The organism is Rickettsiella massiliensis 20B (assembly GCF_000257395.1).
Classification (GTDB): Bacteria; Pseudomonadota; Gammaproteobacteria; order Diplorickettsiales; family Diplorickettsiaceae; genus Diplorickettsia; species Diplorickettsia massiliensis.
The window spans coordinates 850,347-864,842 of the sequence record NZ_AJGC01000001.1; the positions used below are offsets into that span (position 1 = coordinate 850,347).

A 14,496-nucleotide genomic window follows, 5' to 3' on the forward strand; every position below is an offset into this window, starting at 1 on the left:
TATGAAAAATGGACTGTTCTCTGCGCGAGTCATTTAGAGGGTAAATATCAATCTCAAAGTTTATTCTAAAAAATAAACTTTGATAAAAATAAGGTCCTTCTTTGAGCCTGATTATTCAGAAAAATTTAGGGCTTTAATGACAAAATAACGTAACCATTCTCGAGATCGATTTCCAATGCTTATTTTATTCAATAGCAAAACGTTGGAGTAAGCTTTTAACTTTTTCAATCCGCTGCAGAGCCGTTTCCATTTTTCCAAAGAATCGTAACCGCGAAGTGCCTTCTAATTTATAATCCTTTGGATTTTGATGAATACATTGCAAAAGTGAATTCAGATTAAGCAAGGGTTTTTCTTTAAATTCGATCAAACCACTGTGTTGATTTGCGGTAATTTTCTTAATACCCATCGTTTTTGCTTGTAATTTAAACATCGTAATCTCGAATAAATGTTGCGTTGCTTCGGGTAATAATCCAAAACGATCAATCATTTCTACTTGTAGTGCGGTCAATTCAGTTTTCAGAGTTGCACTCGCAATTCGTTTATATAAGACTAAGCGGGAGTGTACATCCGGTAAATAAGAATCTGGAATTAATGCAGCAAGATGCAAATCAATTTCTACTCCTCGATGAAGTGTTAAATCAATACTTGGTTTTAACTGGCCAGACTTCAAAGCATTCACTGTTTGTTCAAGTAATTCCATGTAGAGTGAAAAACCAATCCCTTGCATATTGCCGCTCTGTTCTTCACCTAATAACGCGCCCGCGCCACGAATCTCTAAATCATGGGTTGCCAAAGCGAAACCGGCACCCAGATCTTCCAAACGACTCAATGCATCAAGACGCTTTATCGCATCACTGGTCATTACTTCTTGAGGAGGAGTCATTAAATAAGCATAGGCTTGATGATGAGAACGACCGACTCGCCCACGTAACTGATGAAGTTGTGCCAAACCTAATTGATCGGCTCGATCAATAATTATCGTATTTGCAGAAGGAATATCAATTCCGGTTTCGATAATCGTTGTGCACACTAATACATTAAAACGCTGGTGATAAAAATCCGCCATAATTTGCTCAAGTTCACGTTCACGTAATTGCCCATGCGCAATCCGAATACGTGCTTCGGGTACTAATTCTTCAAGCTGACGTGCTGCTTTTTCAATCGTTTTCACTTGGTTGTGAAGAAAGTAAATTTGTCCGCCGCGTAATAATTCACGTAATATCGCTTCACGAATGATTCCCGAATGACTCACTTGGACAAACGTTTTGATCGATAAACGGCGCGCAGGCGGTGTTGTGATGATAGATAATTCACGTACGCTCTTTCTGCTGAACTCCAAAACGATGCTCTTCATCGATAATCACTAAACCCAAACGCGGAACGTGGAGTTGCTTATTCAATAACTTATGCGTTCCAATCACCAGATCAATTTTTCCTTCTTTTAGACCCTGTTGAATCTTTTTTTGTTCCGCAAGCGAACGAAATCGCGATAAAATTTCAATCTGTACCGGCCATTCTGCAAAACGATCTTTAAAATTTTGTCCATGTTGTTGCGCAAGCAACGTGGTCGGAACCAATACAATCACTTGCTTATTCGACTGTATCGCCAAAAACGCAGCGCGCATCGCGACTTCCGTTTTACCAAACCCCACATCCCCACAAATAAGACGATCCATCGGTTTTTCAGCAGTCATATCCTCAATTACTTGCTCAATCGCTCGTTGTTGATCTGGAGTTTCGGTAAAGGGAAATTGCGCGGAAAACGCGGCGTAATCTTCATCTGGCTGAGAAAAACAATATCCTTTTTGCGCTTCACGGCGCGCATAAATATCAAGTAACTCGGCGGCAACGTCTTGCATTTGTTCAGCCGCTTTCCGCTTTACTTTTTCCCACTGATCAGAACCTAAACGATGCCAAGGTGCGTTCTCACTCTCTCCACCACTATAACGACTAATCAAATCCAATGAAGAGACAGGAACATACAGTTTCGCGTGATCGGCGTATTCGAGCACTAAAAATTCATTTTCTTGGCCATCCACTTGAATCGGTTGCAACCCGCGATAACGACCAATCCCATGATCAATATGCACCACGGGACTGCCTAACTGTAATTCAGCCAAATGGTGAATCATCGCTTGCACATCAAGTGTTTTACTTTTTCGTTGCCGGCGCGTAACCGGGTGATCCAACAATTCGGCTTCGGTAATCAAGGCAAATGAAGCATCCTTGACAATAAATCCTTTTTCCAAGGGTGCAACAACGATTTGCCGAGTCGGCACAGCACTTTGTAAAAAAGCAGACCATGACGCACAGCGCTCCGGTACAATTCCGGCCGTTTTTAATAAATCCGTTAATACTTCGCGTCGTCCTGCACTTTCCGCACAAAATAAAATTCGTTGAGAGGTCAATGGTTGTGCTAAGAATGCCTGTAAAGCAGCAAAGGGAGTTTCCGATTTTGGATTCGCCGCAATCGGAGGCAACAGCTGGATAGGAAAATCAAACGCAGTCGTGTCGTCAGAACGTGGTGCTGGTTGCAATACCAATCGTGGGAAACGTTTAAACAGCGCAAACAATTCATCCAAACGCTTATACAATTTTGTCGGTGCTAAAATAGGACGTTCGGTATTGTGCCGTAATTGTTCATAGCGTTCTTCAATCTCTTGCCAAAATTGTTCGGCGGCGGGATGAATGGTATTGACTTCGATTAATAATGCTTCTTGCGGTAAATAATCGAGGAGAGTTTGTGTTTCAGTAAAGAACAGCGGTAAATAATACTCAATCCCGGCAGGGGCTCGCCCCTGACTCACTGATTCATACAGTGGACAGTTCAGCGGATTACCGACAAAATTTTCGCGCCATTGTTGTCGGAAATGCTCAATCGCCGTTTCAGACAAAGGAAATTCCCGCGCCGGCAAAAGTTCAATTTGATTTTGGAGGCACGTAGAACGCTGTGACTCGGGATCAAACTGACGAATACTATCGACTTCTTCATCACAAAAATCAATTCGATAAGGAACCTCACTACCCATAGGAAAGATATCGAGAATTGCGCCACGTACTGCAAATTCACCTCGAGTAATCACTTGTGAGACTAAATGATAACCGGATTTCTGTAAATTTTGGCGGAGTGTTTCTAATGAGCGCTTTTCACCGCATTTTAACGATAAACCGATACTTTGAATATAATGTAACGGCGCAATGCGTTGCATGAGTGTGGTGATAGAAACCAGTAAAATACCTTGCTGTAAATAAGGAAGTCGTGTCAAGGTAAAATAAACGTTGTGAAATAATATCTTGGTGCGGTGAAAACTGATCGTAAGGTAACGTTTCCCAATCTGGAAAAGAAAGAACTGTTAACTCCGGAGCAAAAAAATTCAGTGATGTTTCTAACTGATTGGCTGTAAAACTATCGGGCGTCACCACCAAAATAACGCCTGATTGTTGTTGTGCCACTTCACTTAAAAGCAGCGCCAAACTTTCGGCCTGTAAATTCCCTAGCTGTAAGCGTTGTCCAGGCTGTTGCGGAACTGAAAACGGAATCGTTTTTGAGAGAAATGACATTTTTTTAATTAAATTTCAGTAAAAAATAAGTTTTTTATCGATTTACGCACCGTGGTCTAGATCTCTTAGAAGCAATTTTCTCATTATCTTCTGTGGCGTTTTATTGTTTTTTATTCCACAAACCTGAAACGAAACCATTTAAACTGTATCCGTGACGTTTGCTGAGTGATGGCTGGTTCGCTTTTTAAATGTACTAACAGTACCGGAGTCACGCCTGGGATACGCGCGGCTTGACCCAACGTTAAGGGTCGATGACGTATTAATTTTTCTCGCACTTCATTAGATAGACCGGTCACGGTGTTATAATCATAATCACAGGCCAAAGCAAGTTGTTCATATCGGGATTGACGTTCAATTTCAGTTTGCTGTCTTTCGATATAACCTTGATACTTCGCCTGAATTTCAACTTGTTCCCCAACACGTTGATCCGATGCCCCCGGACCAAATTCTGTTATGTTCATCAACGATTCGTAAGTCAATTCAGGTCGCGTTAACAAATCCAGCGCGCGAAATTCACGGGTTAGCGCTTGGTTTAAATATGGCACAACGGATTCGGCCAATGCGGTTCCAGGTCGTACCCACAATTTTTCAAGACGTTGGCGTTCTTGCGCGATCTGCGCTTGCTTTCGACAAACCGCGTCCCAACGTGTCGCAGAAATCAAACCGAGTTGATAAGCTTGTTCGCTCAAACGAAGATCTGCATTATCTTCGCGCAACAGCAAGCGATATTCCGCACGACTAGTAAACATACGATACGGTTCGAGTGTTCCCTGGGTAATCAGATCATCAATCAGCACGCCGATATACGCCTGATCACGACGTGGCCACCACATCGGTTTGTTTTTGGCTTTTTGTGCAGCATTCAGACCTGCAATGAGTCCCTGCGCAGCGGCTTCTTCATAACCTGTAGTGCCATTAATTTGTCCCGCACAAAAATAAAATTTTTCTAAAACACGGGATTCGAGGGAAGGAAATAAATCACGCGGATCCAGAAAATCATACTCAATTGCGTAGCCTGGACGCATAATATGCGCATTCTCTAAACCACGAATACTATGAATCAATTGTAATTGCACATCAAACGGTAAACTGGTTGAGATACCATTGGGATAAACCTCGTAGGTGGTTAAACCTTCTGGCTCAAGAAAAATAGGATGGCTCGTTTTACTCGAGAAACGCACCACTTTATCTTCAATTGACGGACAATAACGTGGCTCCTTCAATCACGCCACTATACATCGGCGAACGATCCAAACCCGAACGAATAATGTCATGTAGTTTTTTGATTGGTTTCCGTGATAAAACAACTTATTTGTGGCGGAGGTTCAGACCGGGGTCTTGAATAAGAAAAAACGGGGAGGGGAAGCTCACTGGGCTGCTCAATAATGGTGCGTCCATCTAAACGCGGCGGTGTTCCTGTTTTCAAACGGCCAACACGTAACGGCAAATGACGTAAGCGCTCCGCTAAAGCGGCGGCAGCTGGATCGCCCGCACGACCACCGGTTGATTGTTTTAATCCTATATGGATTTTGCCGGCTAAAAAAGTTCCCGCCGTAAGAACGATGGTTTTACCACGAAAATAAATACCCGATTGGGTGATTGCTCCGTGCACGTTTGCTCCCTCGATCCATAAGTCATCAACCGATTGCTGAAAAATAAACAGGTTCTCTTGGTTTTCGAGTTGCGTACGGATGGCTTGCTTATAAAGTTGACGATCGACTTGCGCACGTGTCGCACGCACAGCCGGTCCTTTACTCGCATTTAAAATACGCCATTGAATGCCCGCTTGATCAGCGGCTTGAGCCATTACGCCCCCTAACGCATCGATTTCTTTGACAAGATGGCTCTTGCCAACTCCACCAATCGAGGGGTTACACGAAAGTTGGCCCAATGTTTCCACATTATGAGTTAAAAGTAAGGTTTTAGCACCTAGGCGCGCGGCGGCTAAAGCAGCTTCTGTTCCGGCATGACCACCGCCGATGACTATCACTTCAAACTCTTGAGGAAAATGCATAACGTTGTTTATTCTTAGCTGGTATCTGGTTTTCTCGCCCAATATCAGGCAATATGGGGCCTTTCATTCTGTTCCTAAGGGGAAGAATTCAATGATAAGATTATGCGTCCTTTCCGCGCTAACCGCCAGTTTATTTTTAAGCTCTGCGGCATTGGCTGCACAGAGTACCGCTCAATCTACGGCTAATCAACCCACAAATTCTATGCAAAGTTATAAAATATCGCACCCTACGTTAAAAACCAGCCGAGATCAAATTAGTTATAGTATTGGCGCGGATCTGGGCCAAAATTTTAAAGAACAAGGCATTGATGTCGACCCAGTCGTGCTCCTACAAGGACTGAAAGATGCCCTACAAGGTCATATGCTCTTATCCGGCGCACAAATGACAGATATTCTAAAAAATCTTCAACAAGAACTCGTTACCAAAAAAGGGGCTGAAATGAAAGCATTAGGTGAAAAAAATCAACAAGCTGGCCAGGCATTTATGGCTGAATTCAAAAACAAACCAGGCGTGCTGACCACAGCCAGTGGCATTGCTTATAAAATTGATCGGCCTGGTCAAGGTGACTCGCCCACCGACAACTCTGAAGTTAAAGTAAGCTATGTAGGTCGTTTTATTGACGGTAAAATTTTTGATCAATCTAAAGAGCCCGTAACATTCCCTGTTAACCAGGTGATTCCCGGCTGGACTGAAATTTTAAAACTGATGAAACCCGGCGCAAAATTTGAAGTTGTGATTCCCTCTGAATTAGCTTATGGCGAGCGCGGTGCCGGATCAACTATTGGCCCAAATCAAACTTTAGTATTTACCATTGATTTAATTACGATAAAAAAATAGTACGGAATTTGACGAGTCAAACCGCTCGTTTTAATCCTGTGCAATGAGCCCAATGCTTAAAACGATTGGGCTTTTTTATAGCTACCCCCTTGATAAAAAAGCTATTCTTCTGCCAACACCCTCACTTGTATGCCCAGAAACTTCGACTATACTGGAAGTGAAGAAGAAACCTTTTTGACAATTTTATTCAATTTACGCAGGAGTAAAAATTATGAATTCCGATGAATTAAAAGCAAAATGGAATGAAATAAAGGATAAACTCCGCCAAAAATGGTCGCAGCTAAGTGAAAATGATTGGCATCAAACGGGCGGAGACAAAGATAAAATTATTAAAAAAGTACAAGAAAAATATGGGGTTGCCAAAGAGCAGGTAGAGAAAGAATTTCGTGATCTTTTAAATAAAAAAGATGATTCGGATCATCATCATTAAAAATGATCCTGTTTCACTGAAATAAAACATGTATCGTTTTCATTAAGATAATGCCCCAGGACAGTCATTCCTTAACGTAAGTTTTATAAGGCTTTTACGTCAAAAAAAGCTAGCTTATAATTTAAAATTTCTATCGTGTGTCTTCTAAACTCAACACAGTGTTTCTCACTATTTAGCTTTTTCTTTTACATCACTGATCGCCTTGTTACGATTAGATACACCACTTCTCGATATAAGATTTAATCTTCTGTTAAGAATTCAATGATTTAATAATATTAAATCATTGAACAGAGGGGTTATATGACAACCCTGATAAAAACTAGGGCCAAGCTTGATGATCCTCTATCTGGAGATACATCTCAAACAACAATAAACTTAGAAAAAAATGATGTGGGTTCGGGCCCGAGTTCTTTTGGTATTTCTCACAAGATACAGAAAAATCAAGAAAATCAATCAATTAAAAATTTCACGCTGTGCTTACAGTCGTATAGAGATGGAATGTTGTTACTAATAACCAATCTTCCTGACAAGGTGTGGAAAACAAATAATATCTCTGTAAACTTAAAGGATGAAGTCAACTCAATTTATGAAGATTATATCAATAAACTCAAAGGTAAAGCCTTTGGTCAACAAAAACAGCTGTTCTATACCTTCCTTTCAGAATACATTGATCTATTAGAACAACATACAACACTCAATAATCCAGCTGATACACTAATCACTGCTCAACGTTATGCTGTACGCGAGAACGGCACCGGTCCAGTTAAAACCCCTGTTGAAGCCGAGGATTTATTCTCTCCCGATTCTGAAAAGAATATTACGTATATTTTGCAAAATGCAGAATCGACTCTGCCAAGAAATACAAGAAAATATACGACCATGGACAAAAACCTTGAAGACTACGAAAGAGAAGTAATTAAAAACCATAATAAACAATCAGATTCTCGCCAACATATCCTGCCAAGCTCTCTACGCCATATACCCGGGTTAGCCAATTCATTTCTGCATTGTTTAACCATCAATAAAAAGGCAGAACAATCAATAAAGCTAATAGAATTTTTTCGGCATGCTACACAAGTGCCTATTAGCTTATTAAAAATCAAAAACTCAGAAATTGAAAAAGAACTTTTTTCTATCACCTGTGAAAATTCGTTTAAGCTTAGAACACCGTGAAAAAAATCTAGTTAAAACTAACGAATTAGTTATTTTAATTCAATCAATTATATCACCTGGCCGAGCGGCAACAATAAAAAGTAAATTTTTTACCGATAAATCGGACAATGATACGCTTATATATGATACAAAAGAGAAAGCTGTTGAAATTTTCCAAGCTGCCTTAGCGCATCCTACTAAAGAAATAACCGATCAAAATATTATCTCAACTTTCTTTACGCCCTTCGAACAAAACACTCAGCCATATACTTACGCAAATTTACTTGAAAAATTCGCTATTATCTCACCTAAAAATGAAAATATTTCTCAGTCTCCTAAAATCACATTGGTATCAACAAACCATCCTTATAACATACTACGTTACCTTGGAACTTATCCAAAACAAACAACACGTAATCAATTTAATACCACAAAATTATTTGGGTGCATAGGTCGTTACTTACAAGCATACGTTTCAAATGAAATCTCTAACGGTGGAGCAAACCAGAATTCTGAATTAAATAAAAAATTATTAGCTGAGTTATCAACTCTCTTTCAAGAAGAAAAAGATATTTCAATCTTTGCAGAAAAAAAGATACAAATAGAAAACAAACTAAAAGAAATGAAAGAAAAGGAGCTCCGCGTAGAAGATAAAAATATCTTACGCCTATTAGATGCATCTCAAGCGTATTTAACGATTCCTCCAGGACAAGGAAGTATATTGCAGGAAGATAAGCAGCATCGTCAATCTATGCTCAGTGCACTTGAGGTAATTATAGTTCACTGTCTACAAGGCACATCTTGGGTAGCCTGCAAGAGCGGGAAGGATCGTACAGGAGGCGCGGCGGCGGCTATTGATGCAAATGATGGCCAAAAAGAAAGAACTCATTACCTCAATATTTGGGATAAATTATTACAATCCGGTCATCATCAAAACATAGCTTCTTGTAATTCTCCTGGCGCTAAAGGGCTCGTTAATGGTGCGGGCTTTTTGCCTGGTGATATGCGACGTAACCAAGATCGACAAAAGAAAGAAACTCAATTTGCACGTTTAAATAAACCTAACGTTAAAAATATCTATAAAAATTTAAATAAAAAAATTAAAAAGTTTATAAACCTTATAAAAAAATTAATTTACTTAGAAAAAAATATAACCAACCTGTTTTATGATAAAGAATTAACTATAAAAGAAATGCCGAGTAAAGGACAAGAAACTATTAAAGAATTTATAGAAAAACTACAACCACTTAAAATCAATGATATAAAAACAGTAGAATGCGACAAAGGAAGCGATCAAAATTCTAAATATTTAACGTATAGTATAGGCTCTTTACGCTTTTTCTATCTTCGCCAAAAAAATACTAGCCAAAATACTGTACAGAAAAAAGAAGCTGAGAAAATCGAGAGTAGATTATCTCCCCTTAACGCATAGCTACAGATCATTACTCTTTTTATCAAACTCTCCTATATGAGGAAAATCTAGAAGATCTAGATAAAGAAGAGGAAGGTAAAAAACAGGCTACGATTCAATCTAATCATTTTACTTATAATTAAATGAGCCTTTGAAATTTAATATAGATTAACGCAAAGTGTTTACAGGGGCGCTCGACTCTTCAGAAATAGATTTCTCAGGAAACGTGCGCTTAAAAACAGAATAGGTTGGATTATCAAGTAAATTACGTAGTAAATAACGTAAAATACTTCCATCAAAGAGGGGGCTCCATTTTGCGAAAAATGAACATGAAATCGTTTTATAGTATTGCTCTATCATCGAATAAAGCTCTGTACCCACTTGCGCAGTCTTAAGTGCTTGTCGTAAAAAATATAAGTTTTTCTGTCTTACCTGAGAAAGTCGTTGTATTTTAAATTGATATTCTTGTTCATAATCATCTAATATTTTAGTAAGTTGCTGTTTAAATGCTTTCATCAATTCATTCTCCTTTCTTTTTATGATGAGACGTTTTTCCTGTGCTCGTTGCCATAATTCCATATCATTTATTTTCTTCTGAAAAGCTAATAATAAAGAATTTTTATTTTCATCGTAAAGAGGCAAAACCACTTTTATTTTATTTATTAACTGCTTAACCTCATCAAGATTTTCTACTATATCTTCTCTAACGCTTATCTCGGAAAAAAAATTATTTAAAGATTCATACAGAATTATTCTATTTTTTTTAAGATTGCAATTTAACCAACTAAACCATTCTTGTTGTAAAGACTGCTCAAATCTCTGCCACCACGGCACATACGGTTGCTGAGATAATTGAGCTAGCGCCTGTTGAAACAATTCATCACAAAGTAAACAGGCAAATAATTGTATATACATTGACTGATTCGTTTTTACAGTGGACAAGGTCAATTTACGACAAATTATCCATTGTGCAAGCAACGCTTGCTGATTTTCTAAAAATAAAAAACGTTGGCGCATAAATTGAAATAAACAAAAAAACTTTATCCCATATTTAGGAAAAAATTGGACTAAGGATAACGGTGACCATAAAAGATGATCATCCTTCTTAATAAGCATTATTTTTCTAGCAATTTTTGGATAAGGCTTATACCAACTAAATTGTAATAATTGACTTTTCTGTCCCGCATCTCCCCATGTTGCAATCGCCTGTTGCATTTTATGAAAAGTACTCGCTTCACATACGAAATATTCACTGAAAAGAGGAGTTTTTAAGTTTAATGATTGATCTAACTCTTGAACCGGCTTTAAAAGCGAATAACTGACATCGTCAAAAGTAACTTCTTTTTGCTGCTCAGCTATTTTTAAACGAAATAACAGCATATCTACGGTTTGACTACGCCATTTCTGTAAATCTTCTAAATAAGAAGATAAATAGCCCTGATAATTCTTTGCAATCGGAAATGGAATTCTAGAAAACCAAAATCGTTGATTTTGCTGTAACTCTTGATAAGCCTTTCTAAAATGCTGTTGATAAGTGACGCAAACCATTAAGAGAAACAATAAACCTGCGCTTGAATGATATTGAAAAAATAGATTTTTGTTCCATTGCTGATATAAAGCTCGCAAACTTGGATTATCTTTCACGCTTTGCAAAACATCTTGCCAAACTTCTTTTTTTCTAAGTATCGATGTTAATTTTTCCTCCCATTTGAATCGTAACGTAAGCTGATAGTCTTTAGCTAATGCTTCATTGACCGAGTGCATAATAGTCAAAGCATCAGAGGACGGTTTATTTTTAAGAATTTTTAATTTTTCACGCACAATTCGGCGTGGACCTACGAAATGAGAAGAATGATAACTTGAACTATGAATAAAGCTATCTACCTTATTCAAAAAGGTGAGGGCAGAGGGCTGTAGATAAACTAAGCGCCATGTTTTATTGCGTGAAATTTTTTTATTGTAATAACGATTAAACTGTTCAATTACTTTTTCTAAATTAAACATAAATATAATATTTTATTAATAAAAAGTTATTTTTTATTTAATTACTAAATATAAAAAATCATAGTCTATATTTTGTATTAAAAAATATAGACTATGCTTAAAAATTTACAAGAAAACTTTATTCACTTGAGCGCTCCCTTCTATCTTTTATAGAATATAGTTACATAAATATATTTTTTGAATCTACTTGAGTGAGATAAATAAAAAAGTATTCTCGAAAAAATAACTTTTATTATTGTTTGATTTCTTTATTTTCAGAGCGGTAGATAAAATTTAGAATTTCCTTCTTATCTCGATTTAAAATAACTTCTTGCTTACGAATACTAAAATTTGTTAATTTTGCAGCAGTAGAAGGTGCAAGTTTTTTTTCATCAACATACTGAATGAGCTTTGGGCTACCTAATAAACAAATCTTTTCAGCGTGCCGATAACTTTCTTTACAACCAAAGCCCAGTAAATTTGCCAAAATAACATCGGTTCGCCCCCTGACTCGGTCAGAATTTTGCCCAAGTTTAAGATCAGTACGCTCACCCTGACGATTACCAAGATACCGCTTCACGGCAATCCCGATGGCGGCTCGTTCGCTCAATAAAAAATTTTGGAGAAGTTCCGTCAACGAATATCGTTTTTCCAGTAAGCGGGAAAATAAAATCTGCCAGGCAGGAATGGTTTTCTTATCTTGTTGAGCGTAGATTAAATAAGTCGATGTATTTGCTATTAGTTGCCCATTTTCATCCACCAGGATAGGTCGCATTTGATTTAGATCAGGCTTAAGCTGACTCAATCGATTCAATTGCGCTTGTGTCGCACGGTACTGTACGCTATGTAAAGGAATCTTAATCAATTCAATAGACTGCTCTGTGCAAGGAAGACTTAGATTTTTCAACTGATGCCTTAACCAGGGGGAAACCAAATCTAAATGATTGATCTTCTTACCTGTATGCTCACGCATGTATTTTTCAATTTTTAAGGCATACAATAAACTCACTTCAATCAAGCCACGTCGCATTGAGCTTAAGTGCTCACGCTTGAGCGAAAGTACTTTCGCTGCACGGGTGACTGAGCCACATTCCTGAATAAAATCTTCTATAATATTATTTTCCATCACAGAGTCCTCCCGAAATTTTTATTTTTAGAGGCTTCTATTTTATAGAAATGTTTTGGAACATATTTTCCGCAAGCAAGGATCGTGTGCAGACAAAGACGTTAATAATTTTTTAGAAGAAAACTATTAGTGAAAAATCTTGATCAAGGGAGTAAGTCTTATTGAAAATCTATACCAAATTAATTTTTAAATGCATAATATATTAATATAAAAATGTATAAACCTTTGCTCCAATCAGGTAAGGTCATTGAAACATCAACATCTAAATCAATTGATATTAAATAGTGCTCCCCCTCATACATGTTGAATAGTCCTCTTTTTAAGAGATTCACCACTTCCTCTTATCCATAACAAAGGCAGAAGTATACAAAATATCTATCTGCTGATACACAGTATCAATTTTATCAAACAAATTTATTAAAGCACCTCCAACACGATAGGCTCATCCGATCAAAATGCCACTAAATTTATATTGATGAAGAATAAAACTAAAAGACAGCTTTATGAAATAGCCGGGAGATTTATCAATAAAATATTTAAGGTGTACAAATTTGTAAGAAAGGCTGACGGCAAAAAATTATTTTGAATATTGATCTTGGCGCCCCAGGCCGGATTCGAACCGGCGACCTGCCCCTTAGGAGGGGGCTGCGCTATCCAACTGTGCCACCGGGGCTTTTGTGCAAATCATCGCTGAATCATTATACCTTTTTTTGTAGGTATACTCATTTTATCTCTCTACGTTTCATTGGGTTAGAGCGGAAGAAGTAACGCTACAATTTACATTGTAAAAATCAAATTACTTTATTTAACATCGTCTTTTCTACTCACGGTGCATTGCAAGTGAGCTCACTCACGCGATGACGCCACCAAACCTTTCTTACGTGAAGGGATTGATAACAAACCATAACCGACTATCGCTGAAAGTGCGGATCCGGCCAACACACCCAAACGGACTAAAGCAGAGCTCTGTTCAGTAGAAAATGTTAAATTAGCAATAAATAAACTCATCGTAAACCCAATACCACAAATGAGCGCTGTCCCATGTAAATGTGTCCAGGTCATATTACTGGGTAACTTCGCCCATTTTGCCTTAATCGCAATCCAACTTGCGCTCATAATACCGATTTGCTTGCCTAAAAATAGACCCAGAATAATCCCTAAAGGCAAAGGATGTAGCAAATCAGCCCAACTCACTTTTGCAAAGGAAAGCCCCGCATTCGCAAAAGCGAAGAGAGGTAAAATGGCAAACGCTGTCCAAGGATGAAGACGATGCTCTAATTGTGTTAATAAAGCCGATTGCAACGATCTTTTTTTAGTCAAAGGGATTGTTAATCCAGCAATCACGCCAGCAATCGTGGCATGAATACCCGATTGTAAAATAAAAAACCATAAGGGTAAGGCAAAAAGGAGATAATAACGAAAACGATTGACATTTTTATAATTGAGAACGAGTAAAGCGACCACACAGAATGAGGCCCATACTAAATTTAGCCAAGCAATTTGTTGTGTATAGAAGATGGCAATCACTAAAATCGCACCTAAATCATCGATAATCGCCAAAGCCGTTAAAAAGACTTTGAGTGATCGCGGAATTTTATGATTGAGTAATGAAAGAACCCCTAAAGAAAAAGCGATGTCTGTCGCCATAGGGATAGCCCATCCTGACAGGTATTCCGCGGAAGGCCGGTTTACAAACCCATAGAGTAACGCTGGAACCAACATCCCCCCTATGGCAGCAACGGTGGGTAATAACGCTTTACGGACACTATTGAGTTCACCTTGCAGCAATTCACGTTTAATTTCTAAACTCACTAAAAAAAAGAATACGGTCATTAACCCGTCATTAATAAAATGTAATAAAGAAAAATGTGCTTCGCCGACGGTCAAACTCGCCGCGAGGAAGGTAAATGTCACGTAAATGGTGAATTAGCTAATAATAACGCAGCGAGGGTGGCTATCCCCAAAAGAATACCCGCTGAAG

At 38.3% G+C, this 14,496-nt stretch carries 7 protein-coding genes, 1 tRNA gene and 2 pseudogenes; 4 read left to right on the forward strand and 6 right to left on the reverse strand.

The window, feature by feature from the left end; translation table 11 throughout:
- Window positions 1-184: 184 nt before the first annotated feature.
- Together S3O_RS20405 and mnmG are read right to left on the reverse strand one after the other, a co-directional pair.
- A pseudogene (locus tag S3O_RS20405) lies at window positions 185-3,561 on the reverse strand (transcription-repair coupling factor).
- A gap of 110 nt (window positions 3,562-3,671) precedes the next feature.
- Window positions 3,672-5,575, reverse strand: a pseudogene (gene mnmG / locus S3O_RS19620) (tRNA uridine-5-carboxymethylaminomethyl(34) synthesis enzyme MnmG).
- A 91-nt stretch (window positions 5,576-5,666) separates the two neighbouring features.
- On the opposite strand from mnmG, the gene S3O_RS0105095 reads away from it, so the two are divergent.
- From S3O_RS0105095 to S3O_RS0105110, 4 genes are all read left to right on the forward strand, one after another.
- Window positions 5,667-6,413 (forward strand): FKBP-type peptidyl-prolyl cis-trans isomerase, encoded by a 747-nt coding sequence (locus tag S3O_RS0105095; RefSeq protein ID WP_010598000.1) that lies wholly within the window; start codon window positions 5,667-5,669, stop codon window positions 6,411-6,413.
- Between the two features lie 211 nt (window positions 6,414-6,624).
- Window positions 6,625-6,843: a CsbD family protein gene (locus tag S3O_RS0105100; RefSeq protein ID WP_010598001.1), complete on the forward strand. Its 219-nt coding sequence runs from the start codon at window positions 6,625-6,627 to the stop codon at window positions 6,841-6,843.
- A gap of 300 nt (window positions 6,844-7,143) precedes the next feature.
- Entirely contained in the window at window positions 7,144-8,016 is an 873-nt protein-coding gene (locus S3O_RS0105105; RefSeq protein ID WP_010598002.1) for a hypothetical protein, read from the forward strand.
- Complete coding sequence (locus S3O_RS0105110; protein WP_010598003.1) at window positions 7,985-9,427, forward strand: hypothetical protein; 1,443 nt, start codon at window positions 7,985-7,987, stop codon at window positions 9,425-9,427. Before S3O_RS0105105 ends, S3O_RS0105110 begins: the two co-directional genes overlap by 32 nt.
- A gap of 147 nt (window positions 9,428-9,574) precedes the next feature.
- Here S3O_RS0105110 and S3O_RS0105115 read toward each other — a convergent pair whose 3' ends face one another.
- From S3O_RS0105115 to nhaA, 4 genes are all read right to left on the reverse strand, one after another.
- Window positions 9,575-11,410, reverse strand: coding sequence for a hypothetical protein (locus tag S3O_RS0105115; RefSeq protein ID WP_010598004.1), 1,836 nt, complete (start codon window positions 11,408-11,410; stop codon window positions 9,575-9,577).
- A 232-nt stretch (window positions 11,411-11,642) separates the two neighbouring features.
- Window positions 11,643-12,515 (reverse strand): hypothetical protein, encoded by an 873-nt coding sequence (locus tag S3O_RS0105120; protein WP_010598005.1) that lies wholly within the window; start codon window positions 12,513-12,515, stop codon window positions 11,643-11,645.
- Window positions 12,516-13,111: 596 nt separating this feature from the next.
- Window positions 13,112-13,188: transfer RNA gene (locus tag S3O_RS0105125), tRNA-Arg, on the reverse strand.
- Window positions 13,189-13,361: 173 nt separating this feature from the next.
- The gene (gene nhaA, locus S3O_RS13915; RefSeq protein WP_010598006.1) at window positions 13,362-14,429 is read right to left on the reverse strand and encodes a Na+/H+ antiporter NhaA; all 1,068 of its coding nucleotides are present in this window, start codon (window positions 14,427-14,429) and stop codon (window positions 13,362-13,364) included.
- Window positions 14,430-14,496 lie beyond the last annotated feature (67 nt).